Source organism: Micromonospora inaquosa, from assembly GCF_003857055.1.
GTDB classification, from domain to species: domain Bacteria; phylum Actinomycetota; class Actinomycetes; order Mycobacteriales; family Micromonosporaceae; genus Micromonospora; species Micromonospora inaquosa.
Window position 1 is genome coordinate 15741 of record NZ_QGSZ01000213.1, and the last position, 23172, is coordinate 38912.

17 protein-coding genes are annotated in these 23172 nt (G+C 70.6%); 5 read left to right on the plus strand and 12 right to left on the minus strand.

Translation table 11 applies throughout. From position 1 onward, the window contains the following. Positions 1–10: 10 nt before the first annotated feature. Complete coding sequence (locus DLJ59_RS16050) at positions 11–1279, minus strand: glycosyltransferase family 4 protein (protein ID WP_124773446.1); 1269 nt, start codon at positions 1277–1279, stop codon at positions 11–13. A 342-nt stretch (positions 1280–1621) separates the two neighbouring features. On the opposite strand from DLJ59_RS16050, the gene DLJ59_RS16055 reads away from it, so the two are divergent. The 4 genes from DLJ59_RS16055 to wecB all read left to right on the plus strand — a co-directional run bounded on the left by DLJ59_RS16055 (position 1622) and on the right by wecB (position 6372). Further along, positions 1622–2884 (plus strand): hypothetical protein, encoded by a 1263-nt coding sequence (locus tag DLJ59_RS16055; RefSeq protein WP_124773447.1) that lies wholly within the window; start codon positions 1622–1624, stop codon positions 2882–2884. Between the two features lie 193 nt (positions 2885–3077). After that, positions 3078–4118, plus strand: coding sequence for an SDR family NAD(P)-dependent oxidoreductase (locus DLJ59_RS16060; protein WP_124773448.1), 1041 nt, complete (start codon positions 3078–3080; stop codon positions 4116–4118). Beyond that, positions 4112–5251, plus strand: coding sequence for a polysaccharide biosynthesis C-terminal domain-containing protein (locus DLJ59_RS16065; protein WP_124773449.1), 1140 nt, complete (start codon positions 4112–4114; stop codon positions 5249–5251). Before DLJ59_RS16060 ends, DLJ59_RS16065 begins: the two co-directional genes overlap by 7 nt. Further along, complete coding sequence (gene wecB / locus DLJ59_RS16070; RefSeq protein WP_124773450.1) at positions 5248–6372, plus strand: non-hydrolyzing UDP-N-acetylglucosamine 2-epimerase; 1125 nt, start codon at positions 5248–5250, stop codon at positions 6370–6372. Before DLJ59_RS16065 ends, wecB begins: the two co-directional genes overlap by 4 nt. A gap of 202 nt (positions 6373–6574) precedes the next feature. On the opposite strand, the gene DLJ59_RS16075 is transcribed toward wecB, so the two are convergent. From DLJ59_RS16075 to DLJ59_RS16105, 7 genes are all read right to left on the minus strand, one after another. Continuing rightward, positions 6575–8449, minus strand: coding sequence for a nucleoside-diphosphate sugar epimerase/dehydratase (locus tag DLJ59_RS16075; protein ID WP_124773451.1), 1875 nt, complete (start codon positions 8447–8449; stop codon positions 6575–6577). Between the two features lie 252 nt (positions 8450–8701). Continuing rightward, positions 8702–9952 (minus strand): glycosyltransferase family 4 protein, encoded by a 1251-nt coding sequence (locus DLJ59_RS16080; protein ID WP_124773452.1) that lies wholly within the window; start codon positions 9950–9952, stop codon positions 8702–8704. Positions 9953–10052: 100 nt separating this feature from the next. Beyond that, positions 10053–11153 (minus strand): NAD-dependent epimerase/dehydratase family protein, encoded by a 1101-nt coding sequence (locus DLJ59_RS16085; protein WP_158630843.1) that lies wholly within the window; start codon positions 11151–11153, stop codon positions 10053–10055. Next, the gene (locus DLJ59_RS16090) at positions 11122–12159 is read right to left on the minus strand and encodes an MraY family glycosyltransferase (RefSeq protein WP_124773454.1); all 1038 of its coding nucleotides are present in this window, start codon (positions 12157–12159) and stop codon (positions 11122–11124) included. Before DLJ59_RS16090 ends, DLJ59_RS16085 begins: the two co-directional genes overlap by 32 nt. Before the next feature lie 289 nt (positions 12160–12448). Beyond that, positions 12449–12916: a hypothetical protein gene (locus DLJ59_RS16095; protein ID WP_124773455.1), complete on the minus strand. Its 468-nt coding sequence runs from the start codon at positions 12914–12916 to the stop codon at positions 12449–12451. Positions 12917–12939: 23 nt separating this feature from the next. Continuing rightward, positions 12940–13824, minus strand: a complete 885-nt coding sequence (locus DLJ59_RS16100) for an aminoglycoside phosphotransferase family protein (RefSeq protein ID WP_124773462.1) — start codon at positions 13822–13824, stop codon at positions 12940–12942. 187 nt (positions 13825–14011) lie between these two features. After that, positions 14012–16417 carry a Tex family protein gene (locus tag DLJ59_RS16105; RefSeq protein WP_244236057.1) on the minus strand — a complete coding sequence of 802 codons (2406 nt, stop codon included), beginning with the start codon at positions 16415–16417 and terminating at the stop codon, positions 14012–14014. A gap of 162 nt (positions 16418–16579) precedes the next feature. On the opposite strand from DLJ59_RS16105, the gene DLJ59_RS16110 reads away from it, so the two are divergent. Beyond that, the gene (locus tag DLJ59_RS16110) at positions 16580–18091 is read left to right on the plus strand and encodes a deoxyguanosinetriphosphate triphosphohydrolase family protein (protein WP_124773457.1); all 1512 of its coding nucleotides are present in this window, start codon (positions 16580–16582) and stop codon (positions 18089–18091) included. Between the two features lie 6 nt (positions 18092–18097). Here DLJ59_RS16110 and DLJ59_RS16115 read toward each other — a convergent pair whose 3' ends face one another. From DLJ59_RS16115 to DLJ59_RS16130, 4 genes are all read right to left on the minus strand, one after another. Beyond that, positions 18098–19249 carry an MBL fold metallo-hydrolase gene (locus tag DLJ59_RS16115; protein ID WP_124773458.1) on the minus strand — a complete coding sequence of 384 codons (1152 nt, stop codon included), beginning with the start codon at positions 19247–19249 and terminating at the stop codon, positions 18098–18100. Between the two features lie 114 nt (positions 19250–19363). Continuing rightward, positions 19364–20368 (minus strand): serine hydrolase, encoded by a 1005-nt coding sequence (locus DLJ59_RS16120; protein ID WP_244236058.1) that lies wholly within the window; start codon positions 20366–20368, stop codon positions 19364–19366. A 111-nt stretch (positions 20369–20479) separates the two neighbouring features. Continuing rightward, positions 20480–21409, minus strand: coding sequence for an SDR family NAD(P)-dependent oxidoreductase (locus tag DLJ59_RS16125; protein WP_124773460.1), 930 nt, complete (start codon positions 21407–21409; stop codon positions 20480–20482). Between the two features lie 55 nt (positions 21410–21464). Continuing rightward, a complete protein-coding gene (locus tag DLJ59_RS16130) occupies positions 21465–22649 on the minus strand; it encodes a zinc-dependent alcohol dehydrogenase (protein WP_124773461.1) in 1185 nt (394 codons plus the stop codon). Between the last annotated feature and the right edge of the window lie 523 nt (positions 22650–23172).

A 23172-nucleotide genomic window follows, 5' to 3' on the forward strand; every position in this document is an offset into this window, starting at 1 on the left:
CGGGCGCGGGTCAGCGTTCCGCGACTGTCAACCTGATCCGGTCGAGGATGTTCGGCCCGGCGGTCTCAGCCCGCCAGGACCGATAGGCCTGCCCCGCCGCCCGGCGCGCCGCGAGCCGTTCCTCCTCGCTGCGCTGGGCGAACTGGTCAATCTGGTGAGCCAGCGTCGCCACCGTGGCATCCGTCAGGACGGCTCCACCGCCGGCCCGGAGCATCGGGCTCCAGGGGGTCTCGTCCGAACAGATCACCGGGCACGAGGCGGAGAGGCTCTCCGCGATGACGTGGCCGAAGTTCTCCCCCTGGGTGGGGAAGACGAACATGTCGTACCGGGCGAAGGTGGACCGGACCGCTTCAGGCGCGAGCTCTCCCCGGTAGGAGAACGTCACGGACGCCGGTAGCCGCTGGGCGAGCAGTTGGCATTCGGCCCAGTAGGACCGGTCCTCGATGGGACCGTAGACATCGAACAACACCGGCCGCTTCACCAGCGCGAGGGCCTCGATCACCTTCGCCAGATTCTTGATCGGGTTGATTCGACCAATGAATACGAGACGCGGAGAACCGCCGATCCCTTCGGGTGGGATCGGCTCCGGCGGAAGTGACACCTCGTTGCGCCGCATCTCGATTCGGGCCCAGGGAAAGAGGTCCCTGATCAGCTGCGCCTCGTGCGGGTTGGTGGCGTGCCAGTAGACCTTGAGACGTCTGAGGATGGGCCGCCAAACGCGGAGGAACAAGCGCTTCTTCCGGCTCTTGACCCCCAGTGCGCTCGCCGCCAGCTCACCTCTCGGGGCGAGGAGAATTCGGTCGACCTGGATGATGCGTGTCTGTGCCGCGAGAATCGGCAGAATCGACGACATCGCCCAGAGGCTGTTGACGTAAAGAAGGTCGAATGTGTTGGATCGGAGCGTTCTCAGCATCGCGTGCCACTGGTGGAGTCGGCCCGGATCAAGGTAGTAGATCCGGGCGGCACCCCGGCGCGCCCAGCGACCCGACAGGCCGGGATACGGCTCATTTGAGCCGAGGTCGCGGTCTCTCGTCACCATCGTCACGTCGATCGCCGGTGATGCGGTGTCGAGCAGTTGGGCAACGGATCGGACCGGGCCGCCGGCCCGGAATCCCGGTTCGAAGAAGTCGCACGTCAACAGTACGCGGTACGGCGGCGGGTTCGATTCTGTGGAATGCGCGACGTCGCGCGGGTCGTGAACAGTCAGGGGTGAGTTGTGAATGGCTTTCGCGGCTGCCGCTGTGTTGTCGTCGCGCAGGATGTCGAAGGTGTCAGCCACGTTCGGCTAACGATGAGCGGTATGGATCGGTGACGGCGCCGCTATCGGCCCGACGTGATGTGACTGAGTCCGCCCGAAATTCATGAGACAAGCGGCCGAATTGGATGTCCGAATATATGCTGCGCTCTCATGGAGTCAGCGACAGGGGCGCGTGCGATGGCAGGTGGGAATCGAGGCGCGTACCCGCGGCATGCGCGGGGCGTACCCGACGATCGCCCGCGGACCCCGACCAGCGGTCTCTGGCGCTGTGCCCTCGGGCTGGCCTGGCTCGGGTTGGGCCTGGCGTGCCTGCTTGTCCAACAGAACCCCTCAGCCGCGTGGGACCGGGACGGAAACCTCGCGATGAGTCTCCTGGCGACCCTCTTCGGCGCGTGGGTCTTCTGGCGAGACGGTGGTCGCTGGATCACGGCGGTGGGGCTCTACAACCTTGCCTTCGCATTCTTCGTCGGTTTCAGCGGGCTCTACCAGACGGTGAAGGCATGGACGCTCGATCCCGGCATCCCGCTCTTCACCGCCGTGGCCATCTGCTACTTCGTCCAGGTGGTGACGTGGTTGCTCTTCTGGAGCGGCGGTGTGTCACATCGGCTGCCGACGAATGCCGGGCAGGCAGACGGCAGGACGGCCGGATGGGCGGTGAAGTCGGGCCTGCTCCTGCTGGTGCTCGCTGTGGCCATGGCGGCAATCGCTCCGGATTCGATGCCGGTGGCCAACCCGGTCGGCTTCGTTGGCGTCGTGCTCCTCGCCGTGGGGCTGTTGCGGGGGCCGGCGGCGCACCATCGGTTCCTGTGGGGCGTGGTTCTCCTCATCGCCTTCGCGGTCTACTTCACGTACCTCTTCACGGGCTTCGGCCGGATCGTCGTCGGCACCTTGGCGCTCGCGCTGCTGGTGATGTCCGCCCACCGTGATCAGCGGCCGTACACCAAGCTCCTCATCCTCGGTGGGGCAACCCCGGCACTGCTGTTCCTCGCCGGCCTCCGCGCCACCGCCTCGCAGGGCTCACCGTTCACTGTCGACCAGGATGGATTCGGGTCGGCGATCAGTCCGCTTCGCTCGTTCGCCCAGCTCCTTCGTCTGGATGAGGCTGGGCTGCTGCCCCGGGGCTGGGGGGAGACGTTCGCCAACGCGGCGGTCGGTCTCGTGCCCCGCGCCGCGTGGGAAGGCAAACCGGTCGGCTTCGGCGCCGACCTCGTCGCGTTCCTGTCGCCTGAACTGGTGGGCACGGGGCACTCCGCGGCGGCGCTCGCGCACGGGGAGTGGTTGTACAACTTCGGTCTGCTGGGGCTGGGGTTGATGGTCCCGGTGATCGGCCTTGTCGTCCGACTCGTCGACAGGCTGCTGGTCTGGGCCTCATCCAGCCCACTCACCACCCCGTACGCCGTTGGCGCCTACGCCGGTGCGATCGTCGCCGCGGTCGGTCTGTTCGACCTCCTCTGGGTGGGCAGCTTCACCTACGTGGTGCGTGGCGGCGCACGCCTGCTGGTGCTGGCCGCGGTGATCCTGGTGATCGGCTGGCGTGTCTCGGGGCAGGCGGTGCCGAACCACCTGGTCGGCCAACGCCGGCCGGCTGCTGCCCGCCGCCCCCAGCCGACAGCGCGTGCCCGATGACCGCGTTACACCAGCCCAGCTGCTGACCCCCGGCACTCACCGAGACGGTCGGGACCGTGACGAACCTGTTGTGCTGTTAGTCCCGTTTATGGGCGTTTCTCCAGTGGGGTTTCGCTCGTTGCGGCAGTTGTGGCCGCACTACGGCCTCGGCCAGCACGGCCTACGCGAGCCACCATGAACGAACGGAGTGTCAGTGAACAACTTGACCACCGGACGCCGGGTGCTGATCACCGGCGGCACTGGTTCCTTTGGACAGACGATGGTGCGCCGGCTCCTCGACTGCGGCGTCGGCGAGGTCCGGGTGCTCAGCCGGGACGAGGCCAAGCAGGACGCGATGCGTCGGCTGCTCGGCGACGAGCGGGTCCGTTACTACGTCGGGGACATCCGGGACTACGACTCGGTGCTCAAGGCCAGCCGGGGCATCGACTACATCTTCCACGCCGCCGCCCTCAAGCAGGTGCCGTCGTGCGAGTTCTTCCCCCTTGAGGCGGTACGCACGAACGTGCTGGGCAGCAGCAACGTCGTCGAAGCCGCCGCCCGCAACGGTGTCGGCTCGGTGGTGGTGCTCAGCACCGACAAGGCCGTCTACCCGGTCAATGCGATGGGCATGAGCAAGGCGATGATGGAGAAGGTCGTCCAGGCTCACGCCCGGAACAACCCGACCAGCGCCACCACGGTCTCCTGCGTCCGGTACGGCAATGTCATGTACTCGCGCGGGTCGGTGATTCCGCTCTTCATCGAGCAGATCAAGGCTGGCCGCGCACCCACTGTCACCGACCCGGGCATGACCCGGTTCGTCATGTCGTTGGCCGACTCGGTCGAGCTGGTCGAGCACGCGTTCCAGAACGCCCGGCCCGGTGACATCTTCATCCGTAAGGCGGCGGCGTGCACCGTCGGCGACCTGGCCGAGGCCGTGTGTCAACTCTTCGACGTGCCCGCCAAGATCGATGTGATCGGCATACGGCACGGGGAGAAGCAGGCCGAAACGCTGGCCAGCCGCGAGGAACTCGTCCAGGCTGAGGACTTCGGGGACTTTCTCCGGGTGCCGCTGGACGGCCGTGATCTCAACTACGCGCTCTACGTCTCCGAGGGCGAGTTCGGTGCCGGGCTGACCGAGGACTTCAACTCGTCGAACGCGCCGCAGCTCGGCGTACCCGAGCTTGTCGAGTTGCTGAAGACGCTGCCCGAGGTGCGCGCGGAGCTGGCGCTGCGCGACCCGGTGTTGGCGTGCTGAAGCTTGCCGTCAGCGGCGGCGGAGGTTTCCTCGGCTGGCACGTCCGCGTGCTGCTGCGCGCGCTGGGGTGGCCGGAACCGACAGTGCTCAGCCGTGCCGACCTGGCCGACCCGGGAGTGATCGCGGCGAAGATCGCCGGCCACGACCGCCTGCTGCACCTCGCCGGCGTCAATCGGGGCGACGCCGCCGAGGTCGCCGCCGGCAACGTCCAGCTCGCCACACAGCTCGCCGACGGGCTCAAGCACTGCGCGAACCCGCCGGCGCGGGTCGTCTACGCCAATTCGGTGCAGGCCGGCAACGGCACACCGTACGGCGACGCCAAGGCCGAGGCCGCGCGGGTGCTGGCGGACACCGGCGTCGACCTCGACGACGTGTTGCTGCCGAACCTGTACGGCGAGCACGGGCGACCGTACTACAACTCGGCGGTGGCGACCTTCTGCCGACTGCTCGCCGAGGGTGGGCGGCCCGACGTGCACGCCGACCGTGAGCTGAGCCTGGTGCACGTCACCGATGCCGCCGCCCGGCTCGTCGGGCTGTCCAAAGGTGGATCATGGGATCCGGCCATGCCGGCGCTGCGAATCGGCGTCCAGGCTTTGGCGGACCGGCTCACCGCGATGGCCACGACATACCGGACCGGGGAGATCCCGTCCCTGCTGAACCGGCACGACGTGCGGTTGTTCAACACCTACCGGTCGCACTGCTTCCCGACGCACTACCCGATGGCGCTGCCCCGACGGGCCGACGCCCGCGGCGAACTGGTCGAGACGGTCAAGGCGCATGGTGGGGCAGGGCAGTCGTTCTGCTCCACCACCCGGCCCGGGATCACCCGGGGGGAACACTTCCACCTCGCGAAGGTGGAGCGGTTCGTGGTGCTGCGCGGCTCGGCCGAGATCAGCCTGCGCCGCGTCGGCGACCTCGAGGTGCTGCGGTTCCCGGTGAGCGGTGCCGAGCCAGCTCTCATCGACATGCCCACCATGTGGGTGCACAAGCTGGTGAACACCGGTGCGGAGGAACTGGTGACGATGTTCTGGACCAACGAACTCTTCGACCCGGACCGGCCGGACACCTGGGCGGAGCCGGTGGAGGCGGCCCGGCCGGCGCCCCTGGTGGCAGCAGAGGGAGGACGGGCATGACCCGGATCATGACTGTCGTCGGCACCCGACCCGAGATCATCAGGCTTTCCCGGGTGATCGCGCGCCTCGACGACACGGTGGAGCACACGCTGGTGCACACCGGGCAGAACTGGGACAGCACCCTGTCGGACGTGTTCTTCACAGAGTTGCGCCTGCGGGAGCCGGACCGCTTTCTCCGCGTCGACACCTCATCGCTGGGTCGGGTCCTCGGCGGGGTGCTCGTCGGCATGGAGGCGGCGATCGCCGAGGAGCGACCCGACGCCTTGCTGGTGCTCGGTGACACCAACAGCTGCATCGCCGCGCTGATGGCCCGCCGGATGCGGGTGCCGGTCTACCACATGGAGGCCGGCAACCGGTGCTTCGACCTGAACGTGCCGGAGGAGACAAACCGGCGCCTGGTCGACCACGTGGCGGACTTCAACCTCGTCTACACCGAACACGCCCGGCGTAACCTGCTCGCCGAGGGCCTGCACCCACGCCGCATCCTGCATACCGGCTCGCCCATGCGGGAGGTGCTGGAGCACTACCGGACGCCGATCGCCAGCTCGACCATTCTGCGTCAACTGGAACTCGACCAGGATCGCTACTTCCTGGTCAGCGCGCACCGGGAGGAGAACGTGGACCGCCCCGAGCGGCTCCAGCGGTTGCTGGACTGCCTGGTAGCGGTTCGCGACCGGTGGGGCTTGCCCGTGTTGGTCTCCACCCACCCGCGCACCCGTAAGCGGCTGGAGGCGCTGGCCCCGGATGCCACCGCACTGGATGGCATCGCCTTCCATGACCCGTTCGGCTTGCTGGACTACGTCCATTTGCAGACGAAGGCGTTCTGCACCCTGTCGGACAGCGGGACGATCAGTGAGGAGGCCGCCATCCTCGGCTTCCCCGCGGTGACGCTGCGCGAGTCGATCGAACGCCCCGAGGCGCTCGACGCGGGCGGCATCATCATGACCGGCCTCGACCCGCTGGGTGTGGTCGAAGCGGTCGAGGTGACGGTGGCGCAGGTCGCCGCCCAGGGGGTGCCCTGCCCGGTCGACTACCAGGTCCCCGACACCTCCCGACGAGTGGTGGATTTCATCCTCTCCACAGTGCGCCGGCACCACGACTGGGCGGGCATCCGGCGCTGACCAACGGGGCACCAGGGCTGGCGATCACGAACCGTGGTCGCCAGCCCTGCTCTCTGCGTGTGTCGTCCTCGCTGGTTTCCCGGCGCCGGGCCGCGCACGAGATGCGCCAGGACAGCGGGGCGCCCTCCGGGTGAACGGAACGGGGTGACGCCGTGTGGCGTCACCCCGTTCGTCGCCGCCGTGGCGGCGGGGTCGATCAGGATCAGTGCGACTGCAGGGGTACGCCCCGCGGGCCCTTCACCACCGGACTGACGGGCTGGGCACAGAGCAGGGCCAGATGTTCGACGACCTTCGCCGTGTCGTCGTACGGGTCGAGCCCGCTCACCTCCATCGGGTCGAGCGCCGGCACGGCCACGTGGGACACCAGGGGATGGAACGGTCGGGTGTCGACCTCACCACTCCCCAGCAGGTCCTCGTGCAGCTTCTCACCGGGTCGCAGGCCGGTGTAGACGATGGGCACGGAACTGGCGGCCTGCTCGGCCATCTGGCGCGCCAGGTCGACGATCCGGACCGGTTCGCCCATGTCGAGCACCAGCGCCTCTCCGTCCCGGCCGATCTCGGCGGCCTGGAGCACCAGGTGGACGGCCTCCTGAACGGTCATCAGATAGCGGGTGACGTCGGGGTGGGTGACGGTCAGCGGCTTCCCGGCCTCGATCTGCCGCTGGAAGGCCGTCACCACCGAGCCGCGGCTGCTCAGCACGTTGCCGAAGCGAACGCTGAGGAACGTGCCCGGGAAGCGGGACGCGGCGTGCGCGGTCAGCTGTTCGGTGATGCGCTTCGAGTAGCCGAGGACGCTGATCGGGTTGGCGGCCTTGTCGGTGGAGATGTTGACGAACTTCGCCACATCCTGGCAGGCGTCCAGCACCGACAGGGTGCCCCAGACGTTCGTCTTGACCGCCTCGCCGGGGTGCCGCTGCAGCAGGGTCAGGTGCTTGAGCGCCGCCGCGTGAAAGATGATCTCCGGGCGGCGTTCCCGGATGATCCGCCGGATGCCTTCGTCGTCGCGCAGGTCGGCGAGGATCAGCTCGGGACCGTCCAGCATGGCTCGTCCGGCGAGTGACATCTGCAGGCCGTGCAGGGCCGACTCGTCCCGGTCCAGCATCATCAGCTCGCCCGGGTTGGCCTTCATCACCTGACGGCAGAGCTCCGAGCCGATCGACCCGCCAGCGCCGGTGACCAGGATCCGTCGGCCGGTCAGACTGTTGGTGCTCAGCGGCAGGTCGCCGACCACCTGCCGGCGACCGAGCAGGTCGCTGACCTGCACGTCCCGGACGTCGGTGACGGTGATCCGGTGGTCGACCAGGTCCCGAACCGGGGGCAGCACCTTGAAGACCGCGCCGGCCTCGAGGGTGGCCTCGCGGATCTGGCGGATCAGCGCGGCGTCCGCGTTGGCCACCGAGAAGATGACGGCGGTGGCGCCGGTACGGCGGACCGAGGCGGAGACATCGTGCCGTCCGCCCAGCACGCGTACCCCGCCGATGCGCAGGTCACGCTTGTCGGGGTCGTCGTCGAGCGCGCCGACCGGTAGGTACCGGCCACGCGGGTCGCTGAGCATGGCGCGGAGCAGCCCCTGCCCCGCGTCACCCATCCCGAACAGCAGCACCGGCGTCGACGACCTGACATCGGGGCGCATGGCGAGGTCGCGTCGGTGCCGGTACACGAACCGGGTGCCGAGCATGAGCAGCAGCGCGAGTGCGCCGCCGACCAGCGGGGTGCTTGCCGGAACCGGCCGGTCGGTGGACGGCAGCAGCCCGAGCAGCAGGATGGCGGCCGTGGTGATGGTGGTGCCGGCGACTCCCTGGACCTCCTGAAGACTGCCCAGCGGGTGCCGTCCGGAGTAGAGCCGGCGCAACGCCGCCACCGCCACGTGCAGGACCGCCGCGGCCAGTCCGACCGCTGCGGCCCGGCCGAGTTGGCCCGGAGGGAGCTCGAACTCGAACCGGGTCCAAGCGGCCGCCACCAGACCGCCGACCCAGGCGGTGGTGTCGGCCGCGAGAAATCCGATGGTGCGCCGACGAGCCCTGGCCCGTCGGGTCCGCTGGTCCGGCCGCGCCGTGTGCTCCGTGTCCTGGGGCATGTACTGGCTCCCTGTCCCGATCTCCAACTGCTTCCGCCGCCCGGCAGAAGGAGCTTTGCGCTCTTTGTCCTTGTTACAGGGCGAAGCGACGTTGTTGGCCATGTTTCGGGTTATATGAGCTGAAGATCCGGTTATCCTATTGACCGCCCAGTACGCTTGGCTGCTGCCTAGGCGCAGAGCCGCCGCCGTTCGGTCTGGCCCAGCGGTGCCACCGGGTGAGCTGCCGTCCTCGACAACGCCACCGGCACGTGGTCATCCAGCGGCCGGGGCCTGGCTCCGGACCGCCTTCTCCAGGTGCATGGCGAGCGCGACGCTGCCGACCCGTTCCGAGAGCCGTTCCAGGTAGAACTGCCGACCGCTGCGGCCCAGTTCCTCGCGTTTCTCAGCGCCCAACTCGTACATCCGACGGATCGCGTCGGCCAGTGCGAAGGGGTCACCGGGCGGGGCGACGAACCCGGCACCGGACTCGTCGACGAGCCGGGCCGCGTCACCCGCCAGAGCGGCAACGATGGGACGCCCGCACGCCAGGGTGCTCTGCACCTTGCTGGGCATGATCGAGCGGAGGAAGGGCTGATCGCGCAGAGAGATCAACTGGACGTCCCCGAGTGGCATCAGCTCGACCATCCGCTCGACCGGCTGCTGACCGAGGAAGACCACCCGGCCGGGCGCGTACCGTGCGGCCGATTCGCGTAACCGGCGCTCTTCCACACCGCTGCCGGCGAACACGAGCGTCAGGTCCGGAATGTCGGCGAGATGCTCCAGTGCGTCGACGGCGACATCGAGCCCCTGGAGGTTTCCCATGCTTCCGGCGTACATGACGACGAAGCCCTCCAGCCCGAGGGCCGCCGCCAACTGTGGATCAGGTGTTCGCGGGCGGAAGAGGCGCTCGTCGACCCAGTTGTAAACGACCGAGAGCTTGTCCCGAGGGACACCGCGGCTGCTCAAAATGTCGGCCATGCCAGGGGCGATGACCGCCACCGACGACGCGCCCCGGTGCGCCGCGTCGCAGAACCTGTTGAGCAAGCGGACGATCAGATCGGTGCGACGACCAGGGCGGACGTAGTCGCTCTCCGCCAGGGTGTCCGGCCAGAGATCCTCCATGAGAATCACGTACGGGCGTCCGTGCAGCCAACGGGCCATCATCGCGGGCAGCGTCACTGTCGCCGGCGACGAGTAGACCAGCCACACGTCGACCTTGCGGAGCAGGTCCAGCCGGGTCGCGGCGGAGGCCGCGAAGCTGAGATAGTTGGCAGCCCGTCTGACCGCCGACCGGTCGTGGCTGGGCACCAGCGGCACCCGATGCACCGAGACGCCGTTCATCATCTCGAAGCGGTATGGGCGCAGCCGGTAACCCGGAGACAGCCGGCCGGACGGATAGTTCGGGAAACCGGTGAGCACGTGCACCTCGTGCCCGAGCGCGACGAGCGACCGGCTGATGATCCCCGGAACGACGGCCGAGCCACCCTCCGGGTCGTACCACTGGGTGATGATCCCGATTCTCACCGCGCTGCCACCGCAGCCGGAGCAGCCAAGGAACCGGTCAGGCCAGTCGAGCCTGACCCGGGGGCGAGAGTCATGGAGAGCCTTCCTGTTGGGGGCGGGGCTATTTCGTCAGGGACCGGTTGGCCGCGTCCGCTCCGCTCGTCTCGACCGGTCGCGAGTCACCTGTTCGGGGCCGCGCCACGGCGTCGCTGTTCGGCGCTGAGGCGGGTGTCGGCTGCGTGCCGGCCGTCCTCAGCCGCTCCCACGCCTCGGGGCGCAGCTTCGGCGCCAGCCCCTGGTCGGCGAGCCAGCCCGGCGTCTGTCGCTTGCCGAACAGGAGCATGTCCACCCGGCGGGCGTGCGCATTGGCGTTCAGACTCGTCCGCCCGTACGCGGTCAGGCAGCGTGTCGCGTACCGCGCCATCCGTGGTGGGAGGTGCCGTGGCTCGCGGCCACCGAGGAGGCGGAGCAGGAGCCCTGTCGTCATGCCGTTGTAGGGCTGGAGCACGATGGGCGGCACCGGGCCGTCGACGAGCCCGAGGTGGGAGATCGCCGCGGCGACATCGTCGATGAGGACCTGGGGTGTCGGCGCGGTGCCGTCCCCGGCGACGCAGCTCATCCGCGACTGTGCGAGCCGGATGAGCGCCCTGGTGTTCGGCCGGTCCACGTCGTGGACCCAGGTCGACCGATAGATGACCGCATCGATGCAGTCCTCGCGCTGCAACAGGCGCTCACCGATCGCCTTCGATCGGGAGTACGGCGAGAAGGGCATCGTCCGCGATGTTTCGTCGAGCTTCATCGCGCCCTGGGCCGCGGCCGAACTGACGTGCACCAGCCGATCGGCGTTGACCAGCGCGCTGGCTCGGGCGACCAGGGTGGGGAGCAGTGCGTTTCCGCCGTACAACTCCGCGCTGTCCGGGGCGGACCCGTTCGGCAGCCCGGCCGTGTTGATCACGATGTGAGCGCCGTCGAGCTGTGCGGCGAGGGCGTCGACGACGTCCCGCTGGAGATCCGCCGGAACTGAATGGTTTCGGAGCGCCTCGGCGAGCGGCCACGACACGCGCGGTGCGGTGACGAGCCGGACTTCGGCACCCCTGCTGCCCAGCTCGGCGACAACCGCGCGGCCGACGAAGCCGCTGCTGCCGAGCACCGCGACCTTCTGGACCGGCCGATTCCCGACGCCGGCCAGGTCACCGGCTCGTTGAGCTGACAGTTCTGGCATGGATCGTTCTTCCTTCCGACGAGGGCTGGGCCCGCTGGGCGGTGAGCCAGCCGGGGGCAGCGAGGTAGGCAGCGAGGATGCCGACGGCCGCGGCATCCAGTGCGACCCGGGCGACTGGTCCGCTGAAGGACGCGGCGACCAGACAGCCGGCCACGGCCGCGCCGACGACGGCGGTCGTCGCGGTGACCCGCTGATGTGACCACCCGCCGTCCGTCAGCCGCTGGTAGGCGTGGTTGCGGTGTGGGCGATACCAGGCTTCGCCCTTCCTGATGCGGCGCAGGAGCGTCCAGCCCGTGTCGGCGAGATACAGCGCGAGTGGCGCCACGGCCGCCTCCGGCGGCGTGCCGCGAACGATGGCGTACGCGGCGATCGTGCTGAGCGCGCCGCCCAGGGCGTACGACCCGACATCACCGAGAAAGACCTTCGCGACCCAGGCGTTCCAGGGCACGAATGTCAGGGATGCGGCGGCGATCAGGCTGCCCGCCGCGGTCAGCAGCGGAAGGTCGGTGAGCACTCCGAGTACGGCGTACACCACTCCGCCGAGGATCGCGTGCACGGCCGAGATGCCGTTGATGCCGTCCATGAAGTTGAAGGCGTTCACATACGAGGTCAGCCAAGCCGCCAGGGCGAGGACGAGAAGCGCGTGGACGTGCCACGCCTGCCCACCGGGCACCAGGACCAGGGCCGTGCCCAGACCGGCCAGCAACTGTAGAAGCAGTCGGCTGCGGACCGGGACACCTCGGAGGTCTTCCAGAAGCCCGATCGCCGCGAAGAAGAGCAGCGGTACGGCAATGGATCGGGCGTGCTCGTTCAGGAGAAGCGCGAGCCCCGCCGCCGCGGCGACTCCCACGCCGCCGCCGCGCGGGATCGGCGTGCTGTGCGAGGACCGTTCCGACGGTATGTCGAGGACTGCGGCCGCTTTCAGCAGGCGAAGAATCAGTGGCTGCAACAGGGTGCCGACGATGAGTGCGAGCACGATTCCGCCAGCGAGCGGAACACTCAACATGGCGTGATTCCTGACGAAAAGAAGTGAGGATCCTCTTGAATATGTACGAGATTCACCACTTGGGCCTTTGGGTTGAACCAGTCATACAGGGATGAATCAATCATAGGGCGTCGCTACTATGGACAAACGACCGTTCCCGGTAATCGGTGTGCAGCACGCAGCTGAAACTGCTCGCATTACCGTCGAAGACGCCCGGCAGCACGGCCGGGCACTGACCTCGTTGGTCACCCGCCGTCCGCAGCGGACGTGACGGTGGCCGCCTACCGAGCGAACGAGGCGGCCGGCCTGCTCACGCTCGTGGCGCGGCCGGGCCGGTGGTGGGACGAGGCTCGCCGGCCCCGCCGTCGAGCAGCCGGGTGAGCAGCGTTCGCAACGGGATCGACTCGCCGTCGCGGCCCCCCGCGCCGACGATCAACGGCACCGGGCTGGGCTCCGGGTCGACGCCGAACAGCCGGGCCCGCAGACCACCCGGCACGGTCAGCAGGTGGAACCGGCCATCCACGTCCACCGCCCGGGTTTCGGCCCGGTCGACGTACCAGCCGGTCAGCCTGGTCCGGTAGCGCCCACGCCCGTCGTAGCCCCGGGCGACCAGCCGCGTGGTGCGCAGCCCCCGCCGGGTCGCCTCGGCCACGAACCAGGCCACCAGCTCCGCCGCCTCCGCGTGTTCGGCGGCCCGCCGCCGCGCGTCCGCGTCGGCGTGCGCCCGCACCGCGTGCCGCTGCCGATCCCGCCACTCCCGGGCGTCCCGCTCACCCACGACGCTGACGGTACGCGACCGGCTCAGTCGAGTACGGCCCGCAGCGTGTGCCGGGCGATGCCGGCCATCACCGGGTTGGTCTCCACGTAGTACGGCAGCGCGTTGATCGCCTGCTCCAGGGCCCAGCCGCGGCCCCGCACCCAGGTCGTGTCGTCCACGCCCAACGCCCGCCGGTACGTCTCCCGGGACCCCGCGTCGAGCAGGTTCCACGCCGGCATCAGGTCCACCGCGGGGTCGCCCACACCGACCAGACCCAGGTCGATGACAGCGGCCAGCCGGCCGTCGCGGACCAGCAGGTTGCCCGGCATCAGGTCGCCGTGGATCCACAGGTCGGCGGGGTCGTCCCGGGGCGTGTCCCGGCACCGCTCCCACACCTCGGTGAGCGCGGCGGTGTCGGTGAGCGCGCCGCTGACCGCGAGCGCGGCCCGCACGCCGGCGTCCTCGGCGGCCAGTCGTCCGCCGCGCCCGATCCCGGACCAGACCCGACCGCCGGTGTCGATGCCGCGCAGGGCCGTCACCACGTCGGCCAGGTCAGCGGCGAAGACGTCGAGGTCGCCGATCCGGTCGGGCTGGGCCGTCTCCCCGGCAATGAACTGGTACGCCGTCCACGGCCCGGGGTACCCGTCGCCCGGCTCGCCGAGGCCGAGGGGTTCGGGCACCGCGACCGGCAGGTGCGCGCCGAGCAGTACGGCGTGTTCCTGCTCGCGCCGCAGCTCGGCGTGCAGCTCGGGGTCGGTCGAGGGAAGCAACGGAAACCGCAGCACGATGTCCACGCCGAGCCGGAACAGGGAGTTCACAGTGCCGGTCGAGGGGAGCGGCCGGACCGGCAGGCCCCGCCACCGCGGAAACTGTTCGGCCACCAGCGCGGAAACCACGTCCGCGCTCACGTCCACCTGGTCGGCGTGCATTCTCACCGCGAGATCATCACCCCGAATCTCGCGGCCACGCGAGCGGATTTCCCCGCCGCTCGTGGCCCCGCCGCCCGCTGCCTGGGCGTTCCGGTGGCGGACGCCAGCAAGGGCTTTCAGTCGAGGCGGCCGGAATGACCAGTCGTTCCGGGGCATCCCGGCCGCCTCCTCGCGCTAGCTGACGAGGTCAGGGCAGTCCGGCGCGGCGCAGGGCTTCCGCCATCGCGTCATTGGCCGGCGCTGGCGCGCCCTGCCGCTGCTGGCCGCCGCGACCGCCCTGCTGCCCGCCACCACGACCACCCTGCGGGCCACCGGACGTGCCCTGCCCGCCGCGACCGCCCTGCGGTGCGCGCTGCGCCGGGCCGCCACGCCCCTCCTGGTTCGCCCGGCCACCGCCGCTGGCCGCGGGCTCGTCGTCCAGGCGCAGGGTCAGCGAGATGCGCTTGCGCGGTACGTCCACGTCGAGCACCCGGACCTTGACCACGTCGCCGGACTTCACCACCTCGCGGGGGTCCTTCACGAAGGTTCGGGACATCGCCGAGACGTGCACCAGGCCGTCCTGGTGCACCCCGACGTCCACGAACGCGCCGAACGCGGCCACGTTGGTGACCACGCCCTCCAGCACCATGCCCGGGTTCAGGTCGCTGATCTTCTCCACCCCCTCGACGAAGGTGGCGGTGCGGAACTCCGGGCGGGGGTCCCGGCCCGGCTTCTCCAGCTCGGCGAGGATGTCGGTGACGGTGGGGAGGCCGAACCGGTCGTCGACGAAGTCGGTGGCCCGCAGCCCGCGCAGGATCGCGCTCCTACCGATCACCGAGCGCAGGTCCTGACCGGTGCTGGCCAGGATCCGACGCACCACCGGGTACGCCTCGGGGTGCACGCTGGACGAGTCCAGTGGGTCGTCGCCGCCGGGGATGCGCAGGAAGCCGGCGCACTGCTCGAACGCCTTCGGTCCGAGCCGGGCCACCTTCTTCAGTTCGGTACGCGAGCGGAACGGCCCGTTGGCGTCCCGGTGCAGCACGATGTTCTCGGCCAGGCCGGCGCCGATCCCGGAGACCCGGGTCAGCAGCGGCGCGGAGGCGGTGTTGACGTCCACCCCGACCGCGTTGACGCAGTCCTCCACCACCGCGTCCAGCGACCGGGACAACTTCACCTCGGACAGGTCGTGCTGGTACTGACCGACGCCGATCGAGCGCGGGTCGATCTTGACCAGCTCCGCGAGCGGGTCCTGCAGGCGGCGGGCGATGGAGACCGCGCCGCGCAGCGACACGTCCATCCCGGGCAGTTCCTGCGAGGCGTACGCGGAGGCGGAGTAGACCGACGCGCCGGCCTCGGAGACCATCACCTTGGTCAGGTTGAGCTGCGGGTGCCGGGCGATCAGATCACCAGCGAGCTTGTCGGTCTCGCGGGAGGCGGTGCCGTTGCCGATCGCGATCAGCTCCACCCCGTGCGCCCCGGCCAGTCGGGCGAGGGTCTCCACCGACGCGTCCCACTGCCGGCGCGGCTCGTGCGGATAGATGGTGTCGGTGGCGACCACCTTGCCGGTGGCGTCCACCACTGCCACCTTCACCCCGGTCCGCAGACCGGGGTCCAGACCCATGGTGGGCCGGGTACCGGCCGGCGCGGCGAGCAGCAGGTCGCGCAGGTTGGTGGCGAAGACCCGGACCGCCTCCTCCTCGGCCGCCTGCCACAGCCGCATCCGCAGGTCCGCGCCGAGGTGGATGAGGATTCGGGTCCGCCACGCCCAGCGGACAGTGTCGGTCAGCCAGCGGTCGGCCGGGCGGCCCGCGTCGGACACCCCGAACCGGCCGGCGATCATCGCCTCGTACCGGCTCGGGCCGGTCGGCGCGGCATCCGCCTCACCGGCCTCCTCCGACTCCATCGTCAGGTCGAGCGCGCCCTCCTTCTCGCCCCGGAACATCGCCAGGATCCGGTGCGAGGGCAGCTTCGGGTACGGCTCGGAGAAGTCGAAGTAGTCGGCGAACTTGGCGCCGACGGTTTCCTGACCCTCGCGTACCCGGGAAACCAGCCGGCCCCGCGACCACATCTGCTCGCGCAGCGTGCCGATCAGGTCGGCGTCCTCCGCGAAGGTCTCGATGAGGATCGCCCGCGCGCCCTCCAGCGCGGCGGCGGCGTCGGCGACGCCCTTCTCCTCATCGACGAACCCGGCGGCGGTGGCTCGCGGGTCCTGACTCGGGTCGGCCAGCAGCGTCTCGGCCAGCGGTGCCAGCCCGGCCTCGCGGGCGATCTGCGCCCTGGTCCGCCGCTTCGGCTTGTACGGGAGGTAGATGTCCTCCAGCCGGGACTTCGAGTCGGCGGCCATGATCTGCGCTTCCAGGGCCTCGTCCAGTTTGCCCTGGCCGCGGATCGACTCCAGCACCGCGGCCCGCCGCTCGTCCAGCTCGCGCAGGTAGCGCAGCCGCTCCTCCAGGGTGCGCAGCTGGGTGTCGTCGAGCAGGCCGGTGGCCTCCTTGCGGTAACGGGCGATGAACGGCACGGTGGCGCCGCCGTCGAGCAGCTCCACGGCCGCCCGCACCTGACGCTCGGCCACGCCGAGCTCGTCGGCGATCCGCTGATGAACAGACTGGGTCACGATCTCGATCCGCCTTCGACTCGATCCGCCTTAAAGAGCGGGTACGCCTGCATTCTGCCGGGCGGGCAGGTGCGCTGTCGCCGCGCCCGGCCGGGGCTGACGGTCGCGCCCGGCCGGGGTGACCGGCGGCGGTCCCGGCGAGCCTGCGCTAGCGTGGCGATCATGGAATCTGCTGCGGAGCCGCGCGCCCGGCGGCTCTTCGGCGGCAGCGCCCGGGCCCTCGGCGACCTCACGGCCAACCCGTTCCGCGCCGACCGGGACCGGATCGTCGGCTCGCCGTTCTTCGCCCGCCTCGGCGGTGTCACCCAGGTGATCAGCCCGGTCGGCTCCGGGCTGCTGGTGCACAACCGGCTCACGCACAGCCTCAAGGTCGCCCAGGTGGCCCGGGCGGTCGCCGAGCGGTTGACCGCCGACGAGCGGTGGCATGACCTGCTGGACAAGCTCGGCGGCTGCGATCCCGACGTGGTGGAGGCGGCGGCGCTCGCCCACGACCTCGGCCACCCACCGTTCGGGCACCTGGGGGAGCGGGTGCTGGACCGGCTGGCCCGCCAGCGCCTCGGCCTCTCCGACGGTTTCGAGGGCAACGCGCAGTCGTACCGGATCGTCACCAGCACCGAGATCCGCGGCGCGGCCACCACCGGGCTGGACCTGACCGCTGCGGTCCGCGCGGCCATGTTGAAATACCCCTGGACCCGCCTGGACCACCCCGACCCGCACCCTCGCACGATGGATCCACCGCCGCGCGGAGCCACCCCGCCACCGGACGACCCGGACAGCGGCTCGTCGAAGTTCGGGGCGTACCGCACCGAACTGGACGACCTGCGGCAGGCCCGGGAGCCGTTCGCCGGGCGCATCCCGGACTGGCAGCAGACCGTGGAGGCGTCGGTGATGGACACCGCCGACGACATCGCGTACGCCATCCACGACGTGGAGGACTTCTACCGGGTCGGTGTGCTCCAGCAGGGTTCGGTCTCCGCCGAGCTGATGGCCTGGCAGCGCGAGAGCGGGCACTTCCGGGCGATCACCGACGCGGCGCTGGCCACGGCGGCCCGGCGACCCGGGGCGGCGATCGAGCGGCTGCGCCGGCAGCTGCACCGTAAGGACGCCTGGATCGCCGACGACGACGCGTTCGCCGCCGCCGTCGAGCACGTCCGGGAGGAGTTGGTCGAGGGGCTGCTCGCGATGCCGTTCGACGGCTCCATCGAGGCCGAGCAGTACGTGGCGCGGTTCTCCGCCCGCTGGTCCACCCGCTTCGTCGAGGCCATCACCGTCGCCGATCAGCCGTCGGTGCGCTCCGGGCACGTGTTGCTCGGCTGCGCGCAGTGGCACGAGGTGCAGGTGCTCAAGTTCGTCCACCACCGGTTCGTGCTGGCCCGCCCGGATCTCGCCCTGCACCAGCGCGGCCAGGCCCGGCTGCTGGGCACCCTGGTCGAGGCGCTCTGGGAGTGGCTGCTCGACCCGGAGGAGGAATCCCGGCTGCCCCGTCGACTGCACGACCTGGTCGAGTTGGCCGAGGCGGAGCTGCACCCGCGTACCCCGGACCGGATCGGTCGGGCCCGGGGACGGGCCATCGTCGACTTCGTCGCACAACTCACCGACGGTCAGGCGGTGGCCATGCTGGACGCGCTCTCCGGCCGGTCCGGCGCGCTCTGGACCGACGCGTTCGTGCTCTGACCAGCCTCAGGCGACGGACTGCCACCAGCCGTCGACGGCGGGCGGCTCGTCGACCACGACGCGCTCGCCGGGGCGGGGCACGGCGAGCCGCACGTCGCGCGCCTTCGCCTCGGCCCACAACCGGTCCACCGGCTCCGACCAGTCGTGCAGGGCCAGGTTGAACGTCGCCCAGTGCACCGGCACGAACAGCCCGCCGCGCAGGTCCAGGTGGGCGTTGACCGCCTCCTCCGGGAACATGTGGATCGTCGGCCAGGCCCGGTCGTACGCGCCGACCTGCATCAACGTCACGTCGAACGGCCCGTGCTCGGCGCCGATCTCCGCGTACCCGCCGAAGTAACCGGAGTCGCCGGTGTAGAAGACCTTGCGGCGGGCCCCGGCCACCACCCACGAACTCCACAGCGTGCCGTCGCGGCGCAGACCTCGGCCGGAGAAGTGCTGGGCGGCGGTGGCGGTGATCGTCAGGCCGGCGACCTGGTGCGACTCGGACCAGTCCAGCTCGATGATCCGCTCCGCGGGTACGCCCCAGCGGTCCAGGTGCGCGCCCACGCCCAGCGGCACCAGGAACGGCGCGGACTGCCCGGCGAGCAGCGCCCGCACGGTGGCCATGTCGAGGTGGTCGTAGTGGTCGTGGGAGATCAGGATGGCGTCCAGCGGGGGCAGCTCGTCGATGCCCACCGGTGGCTCGTGCAGCCGGCGCGGGCCGACCAGACCCGAGGGGGAGCACCTGTCGCTCCACACCGGGTCGAGCAGCACCCGCCGGCCCTCGATCTCGATCAGCGTGGAGGCGTGGCCGTACCAGACGATGTTGAGCTCGTCGGCGGCCTCCGGCGCGCCGACCTGCCCGGACGTGCTGGGGCGCAGCAGCGGCACGGGCGCGGTGGGACGCCGCTTCTGCTTACCGAAGATCAGCTCGCGGACCAGGTTGCGCCCCGGCTCGGCGGGCTCGGTGCGGGTGCCGACCCGGTTGTGGAAGGTGCCGTCGCGGAACTGGGGCGAGCGGGCCGCCCGTTCGGCCCGCGCCCCGCTGAGCCGGCCACCGAGCGCCGCCGGCACATCCCGGGCCACCCAGGCCAGGCCGGCCAGCGCGGCCAGGCCAGCCGCGCCCCGCATCCGCCGCCCGAGCGACCGTTCGACGTCAGTGCTCCGCGCTCGTGCCATTGCCGTCCCTCCGACGTGTCCGCCCTACACGGTAGTCATCCGGACCGACCCGTGCCTCGGCGGTCGCCAGGGCGGGTCGGTCACCGGCAGCGGCGACCGACCCGGCGACGGTCTCTAGCCGCCGTTGCTGGGGCGTCGGGCGGTGATCCGGAACGTCCTGCCCACGCCGGCGATCCGGTCCACCGCGGTCAGGAACTTGGGGCCCATGGCGGCCCGGGCCTGCACCGCCGGATGGGTCGCGCCGAAGTCATCCGGGTTGGCCTGCCCGTCGGCGAAGAGCGCGTAGGTGAGCACCGCCGCGCCGGAACGGTCGAAGATCACCCCGGCCTCGTGCCGGGCGTCGGCGTACCAGCCGGCCTTGGTCGCGATCCGGGCGCGGTCGTCGGAGGACATCGTGCGCCGGATGCCGTCGGTGAACGCCACCGGGGAGCGCAGAATGCCCAACAGGTACGTCGTCGAGGCGGGGGAGAGCAGCGTGCCAGCGACCAGGGCGCGCAGCAGGTCGTGCGTCTCCCGGGGGGTGCTGGTGCCGAGGAAGAACCGGTTCGGGTTGGCCACCGGCTCGACCTGGGTGTTCGGGAAGCCCTTGGCGACCAGAATGGAGTTGATCTCGGCGGCCGGGGCGACCAGCCCGCACAACCGCACCGCCGTGTCGTCCGAGACGGTCAACAGGTTCGCCAGCACATGCCCGATGGTCACCAGGCTCGGGTACGCGCCGTCCAGGCTGAAGATGCCGTCACCGCCCGGCACCACGATCGCCGCGCTCACCTCGACCTGCTGGTCCAGGGTGAGCAGCCCCCGGTCGACCTTGTCGAGCACCGCCGTGGCGACCGCGATCTTGTTGACGCTGTACGCCTCGATCCGCCGATCCGGGTCGGCCTGCACCGCGACCACCGGCGTACCGGTCGGGTCGGCGACGCTGACGTACGCCTGCCAGTTGCCGCCGGCCCCGGTGCTGTGCCTGCTGAAGACGGCGGCGACCCGACGGGCGGCCCGAGCGGGGGTGGTCGGCGACGCCTCGGTGTCCCCGGCGGCGCTCGCCGGGGCGGCGGCGCCCAACACCGTGCCGGCGGTGGCCACCGTGCCCAGGCCGAGCGCCGTTCTGCGGTTCAGTCGCATGGTCAATCGTCTCCCCGATCGTGGTGCGCCAGAGCGCTTGCTGACCCACCACCCTATGCGAGTTGATCGATACACGATGCCCCCGAATCATCCCGAACAGTTCCGAACAGTTCAGCCGAGCCGTCGGCGCAGTGCGGCACCCACCGCACCAACCGGTCCGAACACGAGTTGCCGCAGGTCGGGAAGGTGACCGCCGCGTACCGCCTCACCTACCGGATTCGGCGCGAAGACCGAGCCGTCGTGCGCGGCGACCGACCGTCCACTGAGGCCCGCCGCCCGCATCAACGGCCCGACGAGTACGTCGTAGACCCCCGGCAGCACGGTGAAGCCGGCGCGCAGCAGCACGTTGAGCCGGCCCACCGAGACCTCCCGGCGGGGCCGGTCCACACAGTCCACGATGGCCCGCGCCACCCGCTGCGGGCTGGCGACCGGCACCGGAGGCCGCCCGAACCGGCCCAGATAGTTGGCCGCCTGCTGGTAGACGGGAGTGTCCACGCTGCCCGGATTGACCAGACACAGCCGGATCTCCGGGCTGTCGCGCAACTCCTGCTGCACCGTCCGGGCCAGACCCTGCAACCCCCATTTGCTCGTCACGTACGCGCTCATGTACGGCGCGGTGATGTGCCCGAGGACCGAACCGGTGAGGATCACCGTGCCGGCCCCGGCAACCCGGAAGTGCCGCAGCGCCACCCGCACCGAACCCGCCGCGCCCAGCAGATCGGTGCGCACCACCTGGTCGAAGACCCGTTCGGGCAACTCGTCGAAGCGCCCGTAGGCCATCACCGCCGCCGTGTGCACCCACACGTCGATCTGGCCGAAGCGGTCGAGCGCCGCTTCGGCCAGATCGTCCAGCGCATTCGGCTCGGTCGCGTCGGTCGGCACGGTCAGCACGTCGACGTCGGCGCACTCCGCGCGTACCTCTGCCAGGGTCGTGGTGGCGCGGGCGGCGAGGACGAGGCGGTCGCCGCGCTCGGCGAACGCCCGGGCTGTCGCCCGGCCGATCCCGCTGCTCGCGCCGACGACCACCACCACCCGACTCACGGCACTGGCTGAATTCGTGACTGCGGGGCTCGCAACCCCGGCTCACTCCTCGCACTCACGGTTCGAGCACGACCTTGATGCAGCCGTCCTCCTTCTTCTGGAACATCTCGTACGCCTGCGGGGCGCGGACCAGCGGCACCCGGTGGGTGCGCAGGTCCTCCACGCCCAGCGGGTCGTCGTCACCGGCGAGCAGCGGCAGGATCTCGTCGGTCCACCGGCGCACGTGACACTGCCCCATCCGCAGTTGGACGCCCCGGTCGAACATCTCCATCAACGGCATCGGGTCCGCCTCACCGCCGTACACGCCGGAGACCGACACGGTGCCGCCGCGGCGCACCCCCTTGACCGCGGCGTGCAGGACGGACAGCCGGTCCATGCCGACCCGGTCGGTCATCGTCTGCGCCAGCTTGTCCGGCAGCAGCCCGACGGCGGCGTGGGCCAGCTTGCCCCCCGGGGAGCCGTGCGCCTCCATCCCGACCGCGTCGATCACCGCGTCCGGGCCACGCCCGTCGACCAGGTCGATGAGCGCGCCCGGCACGTCGGAGAGTTCGCGGACGTCGAGCACCTCGATGCCGTGGCGGCGGGCCAACTCCAGCCGCTCCGGCACCAGATCCAGCCCGATCACCCGGCCGGCGCCGAGGTGGCGGCCGATCCGGGCGCAGAACTGCCCGACCGGGCCCAGCCCGAAGACGGCCAGGGTGCCGCCGGGCGGGGTGTCCGCGTACTTCACCGCCTGCCAGGCGGTGGGCAGAATGTCGGACAGGTAGAGGTACCGCTCGTCGGCGCCGGTCGGCGGGACGACGATCGGGCCGAAGTGGGCCTGCGGGACACGCAGATACTCGGCCTGCCCGCCGGGCACCGAACCGTAGAGCGAGGTGTAGCCGAACAGCGCGGCACCCTTACCCTCGCCGGTCACCTGGGTGGTCTCGCACTGGGCGTAGAGCTGGCGTTGGCACATCCAGCAGCTGCCGCAGGAGATGTTGAACGGCACCACCACCCGGTCGCCCGGCCTGAGCCCGGAAACCTCCGACCCGACCTCCTCGACGATGCCCATCGGTTCGTGACCCAATACGTCACCCGGCTTCAGGTACGGCCCGAGCACCTCGTACAGGTGCAGGTCGGAGCCGCAGATCGCGGTCGAGGTGATCTTCACGATCGCGTCGGTCGGCTCCTCGATCCGGGGGTCCGGGACCTCCTCGACCCTTACGTCCCGCTTGCCCTGCCAGGTGAGTGCCTTCATGTCCCTCGTCCCTTCTCACTGCCGTCTCGGAAGACTGCTACCCGGGCTCGGGCACTTGAACCGGCCGCGTGGCTCCCTCGGTCATGTCTCCCGGGCTGGCGGTGAGTCTCTGGCTACGGCGGTGGTCGCGGTGACGGGCTGGGGGCGACCGTCCCCGGCTTCGGGCGGTCAGGCTTGATCCCTACGCCGGGCACGGTCGCCCCAGCCCTTGTCGAGGCCCATGCTTCGTGAGCTGCCGCCGGACTTCGGCCCGTAGGCCTGGCCCCGAGGTCGGGTTCCTGGGTCGGTAGTGCGACCCGCGCGTCCGGACGTGCGCCGCCGGTCGGGTGGGGGTGGCCACCGCTTGTGCGCTTCGTGGGCGGCCACCGCCGAGATCGACTTGATCCACTCGGGTTCCTTGAAGTCGCGGTATCCGAGACCCGCCGACAGGCCGACTTCCTGAAACCCGAGTGGATCATGCGGGGCGGGGCGACGCGGGGCGGGGTGCGGCGGCAGGAGCGCAACCTGCGGACGACCCGTGACC

What these genes read in the sequence shown, in the direction of transcription:
- DLJ59_RS16055 (WP_124773447.1), top strand. Translation starts at nt 1,622, where the DNA reads ATGAGTCTCCTGGCGACCCTCTTCGGCGCGTGGGTCTTCTGGCGAGAC.
- wecB (WP_124773450.1), top strand. Translation starts at nt 5,248, where the DNA reads ATGACCCGGATCATGACTGTCGTCGGCACCCGACCCGAGATCATCAGG.
- DLJ59_RS16075 (WP_124773451.1), bottom strand. Translation starts at nt 8,449, where the DNA reads ATGCCCCAGGACACGGAGCACACGGCGCGGCCGGACCAGCGGACCCGA.
- DLJ59_RS16085 (WP_158630843.1), bottom strand. Translation starts at nt 11,153, where the DNA reads ATGCCAGAACTGTCAGCTCAACGAGCCGGTGACCTGGCCGGCGTCGGG.
- DLJ59_RS16090 (WP_124773454.1), bottom strand. Translation starts at nt 12,159, where the DNA reads ATGTTGAGTGTTCCGCTCGCTGGCGGAATCGTGCTCGCACTCATCGTC.
- DLJ59_RS16100 (WP_124773462.1), bottom strand. Translation starts at nt 13,824, where the DNA reads ATGCACGCCGACCAGGTGGACGTGAGCGCGGACGTGGTTTCCGCGCTG.
- DLJ59_RS16110 (WP_124773457.1), top strand. Translation starts at nt 16,580, where the DNA reads ATGGAATCTGCTGCGGAGCCGCGCGCCCGGCGGCTCTTCGGCGGCAGC.
- DLJ59_RS16115 (WP_124773458.1), bottom strand. Translation starts at nt 19,249, where the DNA reads ATGGCACGAGCGCGGAGCACTGACGTCGAACGGTCGCTCGGGCGGCGG.
- DLJ59_RS16120 (WP_244236058.1), bottom strand. Translation starts at nt 20,368, where the DNA reads ATGCGACTGAACCGCAGAACGGCGCTCGGCCTGGGCACGGTGGCCACC.
- DLJ59_RS16130 (WP_124773461.1), bottom strand. Translation starts at nt 22,649, where the DNA reads ATGAAGGCACTCACCTGGCAGGGCAAGCGGGACGTAAGGGTCGAGGAG.